Source organism: Bacteroides sp. AM54-2NS, from assembly GCF_003602935.1.
Classification (GTDB): domain Bacteria; phylum Bacteroidota; class Bacteroidia; order Bacteroidales; family Bacteroidaceae; genus Bacteroides; species Bacteroides xylanisolvens.
Genome location: NZ_QTMZ01000074.1, coordinates 1 through 18,390, shown reverse-complemented (window position 1 = coordinate 18,390; position 18,390 = coordinate 1). Strand labels below are relative to the sequence as shown.

Genomic DNA, 18,390 nt, shown 5'->3' with positions numbered 1-18,390 from the left:
GCCCCGAAGGTTCTGTTGGTCCTGTTGGTCCCGAAGGTCCTGTCGGTCCTGTTGGCCCCGAAGGTCCTGTCGGTCCTGTTGGCCCCGAAGGTCCTATCGGTCCTGTTGGTCCCGAAGGTCCTGCTGGTCCTGCCGGAAAATCTCCTTTTATTGGTGATGGAACAGGTGAATTTGAAAAAGATTATTGGTATTTCTATGATGACGCTACAGATAAATGGGTGAAAGGTGATTATTCGTCAGCCACTGTTTATGCTGTACAGAATGAGGGATTACCTAGCTTTACTCTACATGTAAAAGATAAAACTACTGGAACAGAATTAACAACTATTCTGCCTACTGCAGCTTTGATTAGTAGCCTTGAAGGAGTGACTATTGAGAATGGTAAAATCACTGCAGGCGGAACAAAGGAACTTAAATTAAGTTATGCTCAATGCAAAGCTGATTTCACTTTTGGTATGGAGGATGAGAAAAAAGAATTTAAGAAAAATGACCTGTTAATAACTAATTCCGGCGTGTTGAATGCGTTGATTAATCCAGTAGGTCCTGACTTTACTGATAGCAAATATCAAATCTATTTGATGAATTCTCAAAATGAAGCTAATTTTGTTATCTCTAAGATTGAACAAAATAAAACTGCAAAACCATTGACACGTGCTACCGAAGCCAAAGTGAATCGTGGTGTTTACGACCTTACTGTTACACTAAAAGATGGCTTGAATTTGGAAACTGCCCTTCCTGCAGATGAAGCATACGCATTCTGTACAAAAGACGCATGGAACAATGAAATAATCTCTGCTTATGATGTTAAAATCAAACCGGAAGCAGTTACAAGTGCTACTAAACTGGTAGATGCAGCAGTGTCCGCAAAAGTTGGTGAGGTACAGGTTTTGGATGACTTGGCAGCTGCAGCTACCACCACTCCTATGGATTTGAGTACAGTCTATGCATATTATTATAAGTTGGCAGCCGATGCTCCTGAAGGTGTAACATTGGGGACGAACGAAGCCGGCAAACAAACCATCACTTCTACCAAAGGGCAAGAAGCAAAGGTTGAAGTCTGCTATATAACTACAAATGGTATTCCTTTTGATGGAGAAACTCATGAGGGCATTGATTATTCTAGCGTCGGTGGCTCCTCTGCTCCGGCTAAACTGACTGTCACCTTCAAGCAAATAGAAACAAAATCTTTGGCAGCACAGACGGTAGTTTGGAATAAATCAGAAAAATCCGACATTGCTGTGTCAGCAGCTAATATTAAGGCAATCAAAGACGCTATTACTACTGCTAAACTTGCTAGCTCAACTGCCACGGCTAACGATGGAGATAAAGTGAAGTTTAGTGGTATTGCTTCTGGTGATACTAAATATGATAACCTGAAACTGACAGTAACCGCTGCATACAAGGGTACTATGGAAGCCGTATTGACAGTTGACGTTGACGCAACGAAGCAAATTGTATTCAAATTACCGGTAACTGTTGATTATAAGACGCCTGTATTTACAAAAACTTCAGGTATGTGGACTGAAGATGGCAAGGTGTCTCTTCTGATTAATGAAACTAAGAATGCTGATAAGATTCAGAGCATCAGTCTCGAAAGAGAAATGGGCTCAATCTTTACTACATGGAACGCTATTACTGGCGGAGTTACTTCAGGTATATACAACAGCATTACGTATGATGTTGACAAGAATGGTGACGATCATGTAGGAAGTGTAGCTAACGATAAGTTCACAGTAGACATGGCTCACGCTAAAGACAATATGGCATTCTCTGTAGATGTAAATTGTCAGCCTAACGATGCTACTGAACCTGCTTCAATTGCTAACCAAAAGATTCAATTCATCTCATTATCAGAATTGCTTAAATCGGAATTTGGTGCAACGGACGCTAAAAAAGGTATCACAACAGCGTATACAGCTGAAACCATAGATTCAGAGATTGATGTATTAGGTGACATTGTATGGAAAGACAGAAAAGGCAAGGCAATGTGGCCGACTGCAGATAATAACACTTATGACACTGGTACTTTGACTACCGCTGACGCTGTTCTTGCTCTTTATGGATATTCTATTAAGGTAGAACTAAGTGACAAAACTAACTTCAAGTTTGATTCTACTGGACAGAAATTGATATTAACAGATGCTGGTAAGGCCTTGAAGGGTCTTGTGAAAGATTTGGTAGTGACAGTTACTATTACTCCTTCAATCAGCTGGAGCGCAACATCTCCTGCACCTGTGGTGAAGACAGTAACATTCCCTACTGCTCTCTTTGCGGATTAATTTGAAATCCTTTAATGTTCTATTAGATAGCTCCTCTATATTTGCCTCTGGCAGAGGTGGGAGCTATCTCTAGAATGATATAACATAATAGGAGAGCCCGTGCTTGTTGAAGTGCGTTCTCTCCATAAATATGAAACCCTTCTTCACCGAAGTGTGAAGATTATATGTTGAGAAGTGACAAAGCGAAGAGACACAGCTTGTGAAAGTCCATCCTTCCATCTTTGTTCTTCTATTAGAAAAGGGATGCCTCCCCACATTTCCTACTGGCATCCCTTTTATCTTTACTCTTGGGACGTCTTTTTTTGTTGTACTAGAATCAATTGCTAGTCGCCCATTTCCCTATAGGTAAAGGAGACGTCCTCAAGATACAGAAAGCCCGAGCTTGCGAAAGTCCGGGCTTTTCGTAATTTTGTGCAGTCATTATCCCCTTATTTTATCGTCCCTAAGTTTCCGGGGAAATGTGCAGAATGAATGATTGAAAAGAATCTTTTAACCTGCCATGACAAAGATTTCTATTAAAAATATATATCTTTGCAAGAAAGGCATTGATTAATAAAAGAAGAGAATATGAGCCATAAAATTTATCCGATCGGTATTCAGAATTTCGAAAAAATTCGTAATGACGGTTATTTCTATATTGATAAGACAGCACTGATGTATCAAATGGTAAAGACCGGAAGTTATTACTTCTTGAGTCGTCCGCGCCGTTTCGGAAAGAGTCTGCTCGTCTCCACCTTAGAGGCCTATTTTCAAGGAAAGAAAGAACTGTTTGAAGGGCTGGCTGTGGAAAAACTGGAAAAGGACTGGATCAAATATCCTATACTGCATCTGGACCTTAATATCGAGAAATATGATACATCCGAAAGTCTGGATAATATACTTGATAAATCGCTGACAGCATGGGAAAAACTATATGGTGCCGAGCCGTCCGAACGTTCGTTTTCCTTGCGTTTTGCCGGTATCATAGAGCGCGCTTGTAAGTTGGCGGGGCAACGTGTGGTTATTCTTGTCGATGAATATGACAAACCCATGTTGCAAGCATCGGTAATGAAGAATTGCAAAAGCAATTTCGGAATACATTAAAGCCTTTTTATGGAGCGCTTAAAACAATGGACGGTTGCATCAAGTTTGCATTCCTTACCGGTGTGACAAAGTTTGGCAAAGTCAGTGTGTTTAGTGACTTGAACAACTTGGATGATATATCCATGTGGAATGAGTATGTCGAAATCTGTGGCATTAGCGAGCGTGAAATCCACAACAATTTGGAAACAGAGCTTCATGAATTTGCTGCTGCGCGCGGAATAACGTATGATAAACTTTGTGAAGAGTTGAGAGAGTGCTATGACGGTTACCATTTTACGCACAATTCTATTGGTATGTACAATCCGTTCAGTTTGCTTAATGCTTTCAAACGTAAGGATTTCGGCAGCTATTGGTTTGAAACGGGCACACCGACCTATCTGGTGAAATTGCTGCAAAAACATCATTATGACTTGGAGCGGATGACGCATGAAGAAACCGACGCCCAAGTATTGAATAGCATAGACTCTGAATCTACTAATCCCATTCCGGTGATTTATCAGAGTGGCTACCTCACCATTAAAGGGTATGATGAAGAATTTGGAATGTATCGGTTAGGTTTCCCGAATCGTGAAGTAGAAGAAGGATTTGTCCGTTTCCTGCTTCCTTATTATGCGAATGTAAATAAGGTAGAATCTCCGTTTGAAATTCAGAAATTTGTTCGTGAAGTACGTTCCGGCGATTACAGTTCTTTCTTCCGTCGCTTGCAAAGCTTCTTTGCAGATACCACCTACGAAGTGATTCGCGATCAGGAATTGCATTACGAGAACGTGCTTTTCATCGTTTTTAAACTGGTCGGCTTCTATGCCAAAGTGGAATATCATACAAGCGAAGGACGCATCGACCTTGTCTTGCAGACAGACAAATTCATCTATATCATGGAATTTAAACTGAACGGTACGGCAGAAGAAGCATTGCAGCAGATAAATGACAAGCATTACGCTCTTCCTTTCGAGATGGATGAACGGAAACTCTTTAAAATAGGAGTAAATTTCAGTGCGGAAACCCGTAATATTGAAAAATGGATAGTTGAAGAAAAATAGATAAAACAAAAAGGCGGCTCGTTTTGACCGGGCCGCCTTTTCTGTTTATTTGATTTCGATTTCTTCCTTCATATCGATTTCCTCTCCATGTGTATCATAGAACACATATTGCAGAAATGCGAGTTTTTGACTTGGAATAATCTTGATACCGAATCCGTATTTCATTTGCCACTTCCGTTTCAGGGAAACGAGTCCCTGATTGATATAAGCGGCAACATACGGATGGACGTGTAACGAGAATTTCTTAACCTCAGTTTATTGACCAGGTAATCAATTTTACTCTCCAAAGTGTCCGTAAAAAGAATGGACGACTTGATAGTGCCTTTGCCGAAGCAAGTGGGGCAGGTTTCGGTCGTGTTGACGTCCATTGCCGGACGCACACGTTGGCGTGTAATCTGCATTAGCCCGAATTTGCTAAGCGGCAGAATATTATGCCGTGCCCTGTCTTTCTGCATATTGGCACACATTCGTTCATAAAGCTTCTGACGGTTTTCGGCTTCATTCATATCGATGAAGTCCACGACAATGATACCACCCATATCTCTTAATCGCAATTGGCGGGCCAGCTCGTCGGCGGCTCCCAGGTTTACTTCGAGTGCGTTACCTTCCTGCCCGTTGGCATTCTTGGTGCGGTTACCGCTGTTCACGTCTACTACGTGAAGCGCCTCAGTGTGCTCAATAATCAGATAGGCACCACTCTTGTAAGAGATTGTTTTACCAAACGATGATTTAATCTGCTTGGTGATACCGAAATTGTCGTAAATGGGAAGTTGACCTTTGTACAGTTTCACGATATTAGCCCGGTCGGGCGCAATCAGTGATACATAGTCTTTAATTTCATTGTACACAGCCTCGTCGTTGACGTGAATATTCTCAAAAGAAGGGTTGAAGAGGTCGCGCAACAAACCTACGGCGCGGCTGGTTTCTTCATAAATCAACGTCGGATACTTGGTGGCTTTTTGTACTTTTACCATCGCATCTTCCCAATGCTTAACCAGGACTTTAAGCTCTCCGTCGAGTTCGGCTACGCGTTTGCCTTCGGCTACCGTGCGGACGATGACACCGAAGTTTTTCGGCTTGATGCTCATCAGCAATTGTTTCAGGCGGGCGCGTTCTTCGCTCGATTTAATTTTTTGTGAAACAGAAACCTTGTCATTAAAAGGGATCAGTACGAGATAGCGTCCGGCAAACGAAATTTCGGACGTCAGTCGCGGTCCCTTAGTGGAGATCGGTTCCTTAACGATTTGCACCACTACTTCTTGTCCTACCTTGAGGGTGTTGGATACTGTTCCATCCTTGTCAAGATCGGGAAGCAGGGTTGCTTTGCTGATGGAGGTCAGCTTCTTTTTGTCGCTTAAAGTCTGCTTTACAAACTTTTCGAGTGAGTTAAATTGAGGACCCAAGTCCAGATAATGAAGGAAAGCGTCTTTCTCGTAACCAACGTCTACAAAGCATGCATTCAGTCCGGGCATCAATTTCTTGATACGTCCCAAATACATATTGCCCACAGAGAAAGAAATATTTCTTCCTTCGCTTTGAAGTTCCACCAGGCTCTTATCTTCGAGAAGGGCGATGGAGACCTCTTTGGGCTGTACGTCAACTACTAGTTCACTTGTCACTGTTTTGTTTCCTTATTATTGATTGAATCTCATTTATATGAACAACTTTTTTGACAAATTGTTCATTTTGGGTTAGCTACTTAAACAAAGAACAAACTTGAAAGACATTAGCTTCGCAAGTTTGTTCTTTATTTCTGTGTGATCCAGACTTAAAAATTATTTTTTGCTTTTATGTCTGTTCTTTCTTAGTCTTTTTTTACGCTTGTGCGTAGACATTTTATGTCTTTTTTTCTTTTTTCCGCTTGGCATAGCTTCACATTTTATGGGTTAATACTCTTGTTTATTATTTCTTTACTGAAATTGTAAATGTCTTAGCCGGTTTGAAAGCCGGAATGTTGTGCTCCGGAATAATGATCGTAGTATTTTTAGAAATGTTACGAGCAGTCTTTTGTGCTCTTTTCTTTACTACGAAACTACCAAACCCACGCAAGTATACGTTCTCATCGTTAGACAATGAATCCTTTACTGCATCCATAAATGCCTCAACTGTTGTAAGAACTGTCTGCTTATCAATTCCAGTTTTCTTTGTAATCTCGTTTACAATATCTGCTTTAGTCATTTTTCCTTAAAAAAAATATTATTACTATGTTATTGCTAATTTTTTGGACTGCAAATATATAGCTTTTTAAGCTCCTAAAAAAATATATTCTGCACATTTTTCTAAAAAAATAGTGGCATAGGGTTTTCTTAGAACCAAAAGAGTTACTTTTGTGTGCCTTTTGGATAGGATAGGCAAGATAAATGTTAGATAATACACTAGGAACGAGGATATGAACGAGTTTACTAAAACGATTGTAGAGTGGTATAAAGAGAATAAACGTGAACTGCCCTGGAGGGAGTCTGCCGATCCGTATCTGATCTGGATTTCGGAGATCATTCTTCAACAGACGCGGGTGGCGCAGGGGTATGATTATTTTCTTCGTTTTATCAAACGTTTTCCCGATGTGCGGACTTTAGCCGCTGCGGAGGAGGATGAAGTGATGAAATACTGGCAAGGACTGGGATATTACTCACGTGCCCGCAATCTTCATGCCGCCGCCAAAAGCATGAATGGGGTTTTCCCGGAAACGTATCCGGAAGTGCTGGCTCTGAAAGGAGTGGGGGAGTATACAGCGGCAGCGATCTGTTCGTTTGCTTACGGTATGCCTTATGCGGTAGTGGACGGTAATGTGTACCGGGTGCTTTCCCGTTATTTCGGCATCGATACTCCGATTGATTCGACAGAAGGAAAAAAGCTCTTTGCAGCATTGGCGGATGAGATGCTGGATAAGAAGCATCCGGCTGTTTACAATCAGGGAATAATGGATTTCGGGGCGATTCAGTGCACTCCGCAGTCGCCTGATTGTTTGTTCTGTCCGTTGGTGGGCAGTTGCTCGGCACTTTCGAAAGGCTTGGTGGCAAAACTTCCGGTGAAGCAACACAAAACAAAGACAACGAACCGTTACTTTAATTATATTTATGTACGTGCGGGCGCGTATACCTTTATAAATAAACGGACGGGCAATGATATTTGGAAAAATCTGTTCGAACTGCCCTTGATAGAAACTCCGACGGCTCTTTCGGAAGAAGATTTTTTGACTTTACCGGAATTTCGTGCACTCTTTGCGCCGGGGGAAGTACCGGTGGTACGTTCGGTTTGCAGGGAGGTGAAGCATGTATTGTCTCACCGGGTTATCTATGCTAATCTATATGAAGTGACCTTGTCTGAAAATTTGACTTCTTTCAGTGATTTCCTGAAAATAAGGGTGGACGAACTGGAGCAATACGCTGTTTCTAAATTAGTACAAGACTTGCTACAAGCATTAGAATAAGCATTAGAATAAGTATTAAGTAATAAGTATTGAGTATTACCCATGCAGTTTATGGCGCAGCTAATTACTTAATACTTAAAACTTAATACTTGATTTATACTTAAAATCTTGCATCCTATTGTTATTCTGTTTAATTTTGGCAGCAGATTTAATTTTAAGAATCATAAACTTGATACAGATATGTCAGTAAATAGAGTGATATTGATAGGAAACGTAGGACAAGATCCTCGGGTAAAATACTTCGATACAGGTTCGGCAGTAGCAACTTTCCCGTTGGCTACAACGGATCGTGGATATACGTTGGCTAATGGAACCCAGATTCCCGAAAGAACAGAGTGGCATAATATCGTTGCATCCAACCGTTTGGCGGAGATTGTGGATAAGTATGTGCACAAAGGTGACAAACTGTATCTGGAAGGAAAGATAAGAACACGTTCTTATAGCGACCAGTCGGGTGCTATGCGTTATATCACCGAAATTTATGTGGATAATATGGAAATGCTGTCTCCGAAAGGAGCTAATCCGGGTGCAGGAGCTTCTGCTTCCGGACAACCGACTACGGGGCAACAGCAACAATCGGTTGCCGGCCAGCCGCAACAAGCGCAGCAGTCGCAGGCACAACCCGCACAAGATAATCCGGCAGATGATTTGCCGTTCTAGATAATGTGATAGTGTGCCAATAGGTTTTCGCGAGCTTCTTGGCACATTATCTTTTGTTTAATTAAAATATAGACTCTTTGGACTCAGATGGTTATTTAAGCCAATTGGCTGACATTTTCAACGGTATTACCGTAAACACTCCTTCTATCTCTGCTATTATTGCCATAGTATTGGCAGGTGTACTCCTGCTTGCTTCCGGCTTTGCTTCGGCTTCCGAAATAGCTTTTTTCTCACTTACTCCTTCCGATCGGAATGATATTGATGAACAGAATCATCCTTCCGATGAAAAAATAAGTGCCCTGTTGGGGGATTCAGAACGCCTCCTGGCAACGATATTGATTACGAACAACTTTGTGAATGTAACCATTATCATGCTCTGCAACTTCTTCTTTATGAATGTATTTGTTTTTCATTCTCCATTGGCAGAGTTCTTGATACTGACCGTCATCCTGACTTTTCTATTGTTGTTGTTCGGCGAAATCATGCCCAAAATCTATTCGGCACAGAAGACTTTGGCTTTTTGCCGTTTTTCGGCACCGGGGATTTACTTTCTGGAAAAGCTGTTCCGTCCGGTGGCTACTGTGCTTGTACGTTCAACTACTTTTCTGAATAAACATTTTGTAAAGAAGAGCCATAATATTTCTGTCGACGAACTGTCGCACGCATTGGAGCTGACAGATAAAGCGGAACTCTCTGAAGAGAATAATATCTTGGAGGGTATTATCCGTTTCGGCGGTGAAACTGTGAAGGAGGTGATGACATCACGTCTGGATATGGTCGATCTGGATATCCGTACCTCTTTCAAGGAGGTGATGCAATGTATCATTGAAAATGCTTATTCGCGTATTCCTATCTATTCCGGTTCGCGGGATAATATCAAGGGGGTATTGTATATTAAAGACTTGCTGCCTCATGTCAACAAGGGGGATAATTTCCGTTGGCAGTCATTGATCCGTCCGGCTTATTTTGTGCCGGAAACAAAGATGATTGATGATCTGTTGCGTGACTTCCAGGCGAATAAGATTCATATTGCCATTGTTGTGGATGAGTTTGGAGGAACTTCCGGACTGGTGACGATGGAAGACATTATTGAAGAGATTGTGGGTGAGATTCATGATGAATATGATGATGAAGAACGTACATACGTGGTCTTGAATGACCATACCTGGATATTTGAAGCGAAGACGCAGTTGACGGATTTCTATAAGATTGCGAAAGTAGACGAAGACGAGTTTGAAAAGGTGGTGGGAGATGCGGATACATTGGCGGGTATGCTGCTCGAAATTAAAGGTGAATTCCCGGCATTGCATGAGAAAGTGACTTATCACCATTATGAGTTTGAAGTGCTCGAAATGGATAGTCGTCGTATCCTGAAAGTGAAGTTTACAATTCTGCCGAAGGATATGGAAGGCTCGGAAGAGAAGGAATAATCTTGGAATCATAATTTTGAAAGCATAATCAAGCAAACGTAAGATGGCGTTATTTCTGCAACATAAGACGGATGATATACAGTGGGCTGTCTGGAAGATGGAAGAGTCTTTGGAGGTTCTGTTGGCTCTTTTGCCGGATGCGCGCAGAGTTTTCTGTGAACAGGAATTGAATCGTTTTGTCTCCGAACGCCGTAAGATGGAATGGTTGTCCGTTCGTGTTTTGTTGTATGCTATGTTGCAGGAGGATAAGGAAATCGGTTATTCTCCCGAAGGAAAACCGTATCTGACGGATCATTCTTTTTTCATCAGTATTTCTCATACGAAAGGTTATGTAGCTGTGATGCTTGCTTCTTTCACTCCGGCAGGCATTGATATTGAGCAATATGCTCAACGCGTTCACAAGGTATCCGATAGGTATATCCGTTCTGACGAACAAACGGAACCTTATCAGGGAGATATGACTTGGGGACTGTTATTGCATTGGTCGGCAAAAGAAGCTGTTTTTAAGCGGATGGAAAACGCTGACGCTGACCTTCGTAAACTCCGTTTGACGCATTTTATTCCTCAAGAGCAAGGAACGTTTCAGGTTCAGGAGTTGGCGACGGAGCAGCAGGAACTTTACTCTGTCGGTTATCGTATCTGCCCGGACTTTGTACTGACATGGACATTGAGTTGAATGGGGGAGGAAATGAAGTGCCTCTACCTGTTTCTCTTTTCTTTGTAATGTGTGATGTCTTGACATAATAAATAAACCCCGAAAGTTTTTGTATGACTTTCGGGGTTCACTTTATATTCGGACGCCCTCATGATTTTATGAACTCACGGCTTTTCAGACAGGTTCTTTTATGGTTGGTTTACTTCTCTTTTTTGTTAAGTCGGTAGCTCAATGCTCCTGACGGACATTTACTGATTTGTGCAATTAATTCTTCCGTTGTCGCATTTTCTATTTGCACCCAGGGTCTTTCTTTAGGATGATAGACATTGGGTAGCATCTTTACACATATTCCGGCATGCTGGCATAATTCCGGTTTCCATATAATGGTCAGTTCACCATTGGTGTATTCTATTTTCTTTTCCATATCTGTATTTATTTAATATGAATACCACGCATTACAATGCGCTTCCATTCCGGATGTTTGTGAATATATCCGGCTACAAACGGGCAAAGCGGTACTAGGCGTAAACCTTGTCGTTCAATGTCTGTCAGTGCTTTTTCTGCAAGTTGTGATCCTACTCCCTTGCCGCCTAATGAGGCGGGTACTTCTGTATGTACAAGGTATATTTCTCCATTATTTGATTTGATATAGTCTATTTCGGCTATTTTGCCATCGATCTGAAATTCATATCGATGTTTTTCTTCGTTGTCTATTAATTTATAATCTTCTGCCATAATTTTACGTATTAAGTTCGATTATAATATAAACACTTGGGAAACACTTTTGTTTTATGCAAACAATTATTCTTGTTAATGGAGAAAGTATTGCCCGTTCATACTGGCACTGGTCTTTTCAATCCCTTTCTATTACTTCTTCAACTGATATTTGTTATTTTTTCTAAGTTTATAATCTTTCCAATTGAACTGTGAAATGTCTCATTAAAGGCGCTTCCCCGGCGATACGCACTCCGTGAGTGATGCTTTCTCTACGTTCATATACATTTTTGAGAGCAGCGGCTATTACATTCATATGATTGTCTGTATATACTCTGCGGGGAATGGCGAGGCGGAGTAAATCAAGACCGTTAAAACGATTTTCATGAGTTATCGGATCACGGTCGGCGAGGATATAACCGATCTCGCATCCACGGATACCGGCTTCCAAATAAAGTTCTATGGTCAGCGTCTGTGCCGGGAATTCTTCTTTGGGAACGTGCGTCAGTACTTTAGGTGCATCAATGAAGATGGCGTGGCCTCCGGCCGGTCGTTGGTAAGGAATTCCGTATTCATCCAGTTTCTTTGCCAGGTATTCCACTTGCTTGATACGTGTTTCGAGATTGTCGAATTCGGTGTTTTCATCCAAGCCGATGGCAAGAGCGTTCATATCCCGTCCGTTCATTCCTCCATAGGTGAGATAGCCTTCGTATTGTACGCAGAAACCTTTTGCACCTTCATACCAGTCTGCACGTCGTGTGGCGATAAATCCACCCATATTGACGATTCCGTCTTTCTTGGCACTCATTGTCATGCCATCGGCTAGAGAGAACATTTCCCGTGTGATTTCTTTGATGGTTTTGTCTTGATAACCTTCTTCGCGCATCTTGATGAAATAGGCGTTTTCGGCAAAGCGTGCAGAGTCGAAAAGTACGGGTTTGCCGTATTTGTCAGCAATGGCACGTACTTCATGCAGGTTTTGCATGGATACGGGTTGTCCTCCGGCTGTATTGTTGGTGATGGTTACGATGATAAAAGGAATTCGTTCTGCATATTCTGTCAGGGCTTTCTGCAATTTATCAGGGTCTACATTTCCTTTGAACGGGATTTCCAGTTGGGTATGTTTTGCTGCATCGATAGTGCAGTCTAATGCGGTGGCATGGCGTCCTTCGATGTGTCCTTTGGTGGTGTCAAAATGTGAGTTGCCGGGTACAATGTCTCCTTCATGCACGAGATAAGAGAAAAGCACATTTTCTGCGGCACGTCCTTGATGGGTAGGTATGATATATTCAAATCCTGTCAGTTTCGTAATCATCTCTTTCAACTTAAAGAAAGAGGTTGCTCCGGCGTAACTTTCATCGCCTAGCATCATTCCTGCCCATTGACGGTCGCTCATCGCTCCGGTTCCGGAATCGGTGATGAGATCGATATAAACTTGTTCTGATTTGAGTTGAAAGACATTATAATGTGCTTCTTTAATCCATTGCTCGCGTTCTTCACGTGTGCTTTTCCGGATGGGTTCTACCATCTTTATTTTCCATGATTCAGCAAAAGGTAATTTCATTGTCGTAGATTTAATAGTTTTGAACAACGAATGTAGCTAAAATTTGTGTGATTAACAAATATATAGTGTCTTTTTGTTAGTGAGGGTTATTGGATTTACTTCTCTATGGGCTGGTAATATATCAAAATGTAGTGAGTAGATAGAAAGAGAGCCGGATTTCTTAAAAGAATATCCGGCCCTTTAAAATTATGCGGTCGATTGATGTTTAATCTCAATCAATCAAACAAGTTAGTTATTTAGTCTTCAATAGTGATACCGTCAAGACAGAAATAGGTTGGGGTCATTGCACCCCATTGGTCTTCTTTGGTAGTCTTGATATTGAATTTCAATCCCTCTGTTTCGCCTAATGAAGTTAGGTCTACCCATTTCCATGTAGTTACAAATTGGGTTCCTTCACCTAAAGTGCACTCTACACTTTGAGTTTTATCCATATTATAGATGATGATTTTGAAAGAATCTGTATTTCCAAATTTATCTTTTCCTTCGAATATAGAACTACCTTCCTTCATACTATTGTAAGCATAGACACAGTTTGTTAAATATAGTCCTTTTACTCTATAGGATTCCAATTTGTTTGAATTGTCGTGGTCTCTGAAACGGATTGCAGCTTCTTTATCAGAATTCTTTCCAATTTTATATCCGGCAGCTCCCACGATAACGTATGTATTATTGATTACTCCTTTTTTAGTGATAGCGCGATAATCATAAGTTGCGAAGTCTGGGCAATCTTTTTCTGTACAATTTGTAAATGCAAAACTATCTGAATAGAAACCGTATGTTGAAGATACACAGTCAAATTCAAAGATACCACTAGCGTCAGTTAATAGATTATATTTGTAGTTAGTTGTCCCCCAGTCGCTACTAACAGACCATGAATCATCCGGATTTTCTTGATCGCCCATATCAAGTGTATGAGTTTCGTAATTGGGCAGGCTAAGCACGTATGTTTTTGTATCGTCATCATCGCTACAGCCACAAAATACAAATACTGATAACAGTAATAATAAAGATAATTTCTTCATGTTCTTTTCTGATTTTAGTTATTAATTAATTATTGATTATTTCTTGAAATGTAAGTTCTCAATGGTGGTAACTTCGGTTGATATTTCACCCATTTGTCCTGCATCCTGATTGACTGCGGTCATAATCTTCACGAAGTCGATTTGATCCAAGTCTACCGGACTGCCATTACTATCCACAGCCCAATCTATCTTGAAATTACTTCCTTCCTTGCTGTTAGGATGGTTGTCTGCATATCCCCACGGATAGCAATATCCTACCCATAATCCGTTCTCTAAAACGGCATTATCTTTTAGACGTGTTCCCTGGAATGTGATTTCATCACTTTCTATCCAAAGTGGATAATATGATTCCTGGTTATGGAAGCTGTTGCGGAAGATATATCCTTCGTTGCCTTGATTGTCTTTCCAAAAAACTTTTAGGTTGGCTGGATTCGGACGGTGATAGGTTATCTCGTATCCGCGTGTTTCAGTGTCTTTCCCGTATTCGCTTCCTTTCAATTCATACCACTCGTCGTCAGGCTTTCCATTGCCATTTACATCTTTAGATACAAATACGATTCCCGGTTCTGCACTTCCGCCCAATGCTCCTGTTCCGGTTTTGGAGTTATAGTAAGCATTGCCTTTTATCTTGAAGTCATATTCTCCTGTTACATTCGGAATGGATTGTGGGAATCCTAAAACAATGTAACCGCCGAATCCTCCCAATGTAAGGAGTGATTTCTGCTGGATTCTGCGGGTTGCTTCTTCTAGTATATCATCATAAGTAAAGCCTTTCTTATATGCTGAAGTGGTAGTGTTGATAAACTGTCCGGGAGCAGGGCGATATTCCCATACTTTATTGGCGAAGGCCAGAGGATTTTCCTTATCATCATCGTTGTCATCAATATCGCTTTGTGAGGCTTTGTCACTGAATGCAATTGTATTCGGGTTAAGTCCGATGTTGTTCAGACGGAACATGAGTTGTCCTTGTTGGTTGAAACAAAGTAAGTCTCCATAGGTGGTGTAATCACGGGCTTCGGTGATATATACATTGTTGCTGTAAGGATTGATGTTGATGCCGTATGGCGTTTTTATCACTGTTCCGTCAGTTATGAAATTCTCACGGATTGTCTCTTCTGTTTTCAGATTGAACATCTTGATAGAAGAGGTCTGCGTGTTATAATTGTAATTGTATAGATAGGCAATCTCTCCATCGATGGCAAAGTTTTGTACTTTCTCGTTAGATTGAGTGACTTTGTTTGTCCGGCAGTCTATCTTGACGAAGTTATAATCGCCGGCTTCTACATCTTCGCCACGGGTGGCTACATAAACGGTTTCGTCCGGCCCTGCTACTATTTTACCGGGATTCGGGCCTACTGTTAGTTTGCTACTTTCTTTAAATGTGGCAATATCGACAACAGATACCGTGTTGTCTACCCCCACCAGTCCTGATGAATAGTCCAACCCGCCGGAATTGGAAATATACAACTTTTCGTTTTGTACACAAATACCGTCGGGGTTGCGTCCCACTGATGTGATAGCTTCTATGGATAGGGAGGTTGTGTCTATACGTGCAACGGTTCCATCGTATGAACATACGTATGCCTTTTCTTTGTGAAAAGCGATGTAGCGTGGTTGACGGGAACTTCCGTTTTCTGCCAACATCTGAATCTGTTTCAATGAGCTTCCCGTACGAAAGTCTATCACTTCTACCGTACTGGAGATATTGACTATCACATATATCTTGCTTCCGTAGATGGCCATGTCATTGGCTGTGTCTCCTAATCCCCGGCGGTTGACTGCTTTGAAATAGTCACGAACCATTTGCTGGTTGCCGAAAGAAAAACGTGCCAGCGAGCTATTGTTCTGATTGAACAGTCCTTCGCATAATACATATAATTCGGCGGTACCCGTTTCTGTCGGATCGCCTATAATGCCTGATGTGAATGGTTTGTCCTCCATATCATCACATGCCACGAATAAGATTATGGATGACAGCCAGCACGAGAATATATATATTAGTTTCCTTTTCACGTCAATATCTTACTTTATAATAGTTAATATCTTATTCTTATTGTCGCCCTTACGGATCGTCCGGGCATTGGGAAATATTTCACAATCTCGTAATTCTTATCCATCAGGTTCAATACTTCCACGCTGAAAGAGGTAGTGATTTTTCTGATCTGAAAGTCACGGTTTGCAGAAATGCTGTGGTCGCTATAACTATCCAATCGGTTTTCGGCAATGTTTTGTCCTAATGCATAGCGTTTTCCGGAAAAAAGGAATGAATAAGACAGATTGATCCACGGTGTTTCGACGCCTGCCTGTCCCGAAGCGGAGACGCGGGGAGTGTAGGCTATTTGATGTTTGTATGTCGATTCATACGTGTTCGGATCGGGCGGGGTGACATCTAAAGCTCGTTGGTATGTGTAGTTACCCGAGAGGTTGATGCGTATTTTATCCCAAGGTTGGAGGGACAGGCTTCCTGTGGCATCAATGCCTTTGATGTCAACTTCACCCAGATTCTTCATGCTCCATACGGCAAGGTTTTTGGTAGGGTAGGCGATAATTTTATCTGTCACTTTGTTATAATAGGCGTCAACGGTTACTGACAGATAGGGTAGGAACGGGCATACATTTTTATTGTATGTCAGTCCGATGTTGTATTGTTTGGCCTTTTCCGGCTTTAGTTGGGTGTTGCCTACTTCTTCGTAATATAAGTCGTTGAAACTTGCCAGACGGAAAATGTCTTTATAGAAGAAGCGGATGCGGAATTCTTCATGCTGGAAAGGTTTGAAAGCGGCACTTACATAAGGGGTTAGCTTACGGTGATTGCCGGCACTACCGCCTTTTTTCACATCTTCATTGATAACGGTTGCCAATGCGGATGCGGAGATTGTTAACCAGTTATTTACGTATTTTCCGGCGAATGCTGTCAGCCATGCGTAACGTGTGGGGTGTACAAAGTTGGCTAGATCGGCGTTCATGGTGTTGATGCTTCCATCTGTGGAAAGTGAGAAAGAGAGGTTGCTCAACAGTCTGTATAGTACAGAAGCGGAAAGGTAATATTCCTGCTGGTAATAGCTGTTTTCTGTTTTCTTTAAAGAGTTCTTGGTATCGGGGTCCAGATAACGTTGATAGCTCCAATTCCACTTGGCAGAGGTTTGGAACACCCATTGCCGGCTGAATTCTTTCTTGTATTGACTTTGTATGAATGTGTTTTTATCCCACAAGTGTTGTGTGGAATGGTCGTTATAGAAGGTTGTAGCTTTGGGTAGTCCCCGGGAGGACTGAAAGTAGTAGGCTTTCAACCGCCATTGTTCTTTATCGGAGAAGTTGCCGTAAAGTCCGGCTTCGGCACGGAATGTCTGTACGTCTGTATTCTTTCGTTTTTCACGTGAGGACAGGTCTTCTGCCGCATTTCCATAATGTAGTGTGTACGGATAATGTCCGTCGGAGGACATCCATTCGCCATTGGCTGACATGCTCCATGTCTTATTGAATTGTTGTTCCAGTAGCAGGGAGGGATTGATTAATCCCCAGGAGCCGGTTTTGAAAGCTCCGGCTATATTGGTATTTTTGCCTTTGGTGAATAGCGGCGTGAGTGTCTGTATATTCAATATGCCTGCTGACGCGAAGAAGCGGGCAGGTTGGAAGATGTTATCGCTTTGTCCGTTGTTTAGAGAAAGGCGGTCTACGTTGTCGAGCGAGAAACGCCCGATATCTATTTGTCCGGTTTGGCAGTCGGTCAGGGTGATTCCGTCATAACCGACAGCAGTATGTTGGGCTCCCAGGCTTCGTATGGATACTGTTTTCAGTCCGCCGATACCTCCGTAATCTTTTACGGTCACTCCGGCAAAGTGTTTCACCGCGTCGGAGACTTGCAGGGCGTGCAGGTTTTTCAGGGCGTCTTTGGAGAAGACTTGCAGGGGAGCGGTTGAGCGTACTTCGCGGGTCTGGTAGATATCTGATACTGTTATTTCGGGAATAGAATATGTATGTGTCGTATCTACCTTTTGCTGTTGTGCAAAAAGTGGTATGGATAAGAATTGGCAGCTGAATGCTACAAAGATCACTTTATTAAATGTTCTTTTCTTCATTTATTCCTTTTTCAGTCTGTTGTTGTTTAAAAGTGTCCGGGCGAAATCCCTTCGACCGGACACGCATAAATAAACTTGGCAGAGTTTATCTGTTTTAACACACTTTCTCTGAATCAGAGTGATGAATGAAATGATAGACGACTTGTCCGGTTCATTAGACTCAACGCTTTTTCCTCGAAAGCAGTGAAACTTATTTGCATGGTAGGTCTTCTGACTTATTCCTGTTACAAACGCCTTCCCGGATTGGTCTCCAGTGGCAATGAGTGAATTGCTTGTAACTTGTATGGAACTTACAGCAGCGGGACTGTTCAGGACTTGCACCTGATTCCCTTTTAATTGCTTCCCCCGCATGGGAGTCGCAAACCCAATAGCGCGCAAAGATAGGAGTTTATTTGGTTTTTTCCAAAGGGATGTTCTTTTTCTTTCGTCTTGAT

Annotated in this window: 12 protein-coding genes, 2 pseudogenes and 1 riboswitch; of the genes and pseudogenes, 6 read left to right on the top strand and 8 right to left on the bottom strand. The window is 41.9% G+C overall.

Going from position 1 to position 18,390, the window contains the following annotated elements; genetic code table 11:
• Window positions 1-2,279 (top strand): collagen-like protein (locus DXA05_RS28150; RefSeq protein ID WP_284515692.1); only part of this gene is annotated, 2,279 nt, incomplete at its 5' end.
• 567 nt (window positions 2,280-2,846) lie between these two features.
• Window positions 2,847-4,402, top strand: a pseudogene (locus DXA05_RS24470) (ATP-binding protein).
• Window positions 4,403-4,447: 45 nt separating this feature from the next.
• On the opposite strand, the pseudogene DXA05_RS24465 reads toward DXA05_RS24470, so the two are convergent.
• Window positions 4,448-6,021: pseudogene (locus DXA05_RS24465) on the bottom strand (Rne/Rng family ribonuclease).
• Window positions 6,022-6,304: 283 nt separating this feature from the next.
• Window positions 6,305-6,580 (bottom strand): HU family DNA-binding protein, encoded by a 276-nt coding sequence (locus DXA05_RS24460; RefSeq protein WP_004300646.1) that lies wholly within the window; start codon window positions 6,578-6,580, stop codon window positions 6,305-6,307.
• 211 nt (window positions 6,581-6,791) lie between these two features.
• Between DXA05_RS24460 and mutY the strand changes: the two genes are divergently transcribed.
• From mutY to DXA05_RS24440, 4 genes are all read left to right on the top strand, one after another.
• Entirely contained in the window at window positions 6,792-7,832 is a 1,041-nt protein-coding gene (gene mutY / locus DXA05_RS24455; protein WP_008644690.1) for an A/G-specific adenine glycosylase, read from the top strand.
• Window positions 7,833-8,012: 180 nt separating this feature from the next.
• Window positions 8,013-8,492, top strand: a complete 480-nt coding sequence (ssb, locus tag DXA05_RS24450; RefSeq protein WP_009039928.1) for a single-stranded DNA-binding protein — start codon at window positions 8,013-8,015, stop codon at window positions 8,490-8,492.
• 77 nt (window positions 8,493-8,569) lie between these two features.
• On the top strand, window positions 8,570-9,922 hold the full coding sequence (locus DXA05_RS24445; RefSeq protein WP_087318756.1) for a gliding motility-associated protein GldE: 1,353 nt from the start codon (window positions 8,570-8,572) through the stop codon (window positions 9,920-9,922).
• Between the two features lie 43 nt (window positions 9,923-9,965).
• Window positions 9,966-10,598, top strand: a complete 633-nt coding sequence (locus DXA05_RS24440) for a 4'-phosphopantetheinyl transferase superfamily protein (protein WP_004316208.1) — start codon at window positions 9,966-9,968, stop codon at window positions 10,596-10,598.
• A gap of 178 nt (window positions 10,599-10,776) precedes the next feature.
• Here DXA05_RS24440 and DXA05_RS24435 read toward each other — a convergent pair whose 3' ends face one another.
• The 6 genes from DXA05_RS24435 to DXA05_RS24410 all read right to left on the bottom strand — a co-directional run bounded on the left by DXA05_RS24435 (window position 10,777) and on the right by DXA05_RS24410 (window position 17,956).
• Entirely contained in the window at window positions 10,777-11,001 is a 225-nt protein-coding gene (locus DXA05_RS24435) for a (4Fe-4S)-binding protein (protein ID WP_004316209.1), read from the bottom strand.
• Window positions 11,002-11,009: 8 nt separating this feature from the next.
• Window positions 11,010-11,312, bottom strand: coding sequence for a GNAT family N-acetyltransferase (locus DXA05_RS24430; protein WP_004316210.1), 303 nt, complete (start codon window positions 11,310-11,312; stop codon window positions 11,010-11,012).
• A gap of 169 nt (window positions 11,313-11,481) precedes the next feature.
• Window positions 11,482-12,855, bottom strand: a complete 1,374-nt coding sequence (locus DXA05_RS24425) for a tryptophanase (RefSeq protein WP_117683680.1) — start codon at window positions 12,853-12,855, stop codon at window positions 11,482-11,484.
• 236 nt (window positions 12,856-13,091) lie between these two features.
• Complete coding sequence (locus DXA05_RS24420) at window positions 13,092-13,877, bottom strand: DUF4465 domain-containing protein (protein ID WP_004316212.1); 786 nt, start codon at window positions 13,875-13,877, stop codon at window positions 13,092-13,094.
• Between the two features lie 36 nt (window positions 13,878-13,913).
• Window positions 13,914-15,890 carry a YncE family protein gene (locus DXA05_RS24415; RefSeq protein ID WP_008016879.1) on the bottom strand — a complete coding sequence of 659 codons (1,977 nt, stop codon included), beginning with the start codon at window positions 15,888-15,890 and terminating at the stop codon, window positions 13,914-13,916.
• Window positions 15,891-15,913: 23 nt separating this feature from the next.
• A complete protein-coding gene (locus DXA05_RS24410) occupies window positions 15,914-17,956 on the bottom strand; it encodes a TonB-dependent receptor (RefSeq protein ID WP_128859726.1) in 2,043 nt (680 codons plus the stop codon).
• Between the two features lie 182 nt (window positions 17,957-18,138).
• Window positions 18,139-18,340, bottom strand: a riboswitch (cobalamin riboswitch).
• Window positions 18,341-18,390 lie beyond the last annotated feature (50 nt).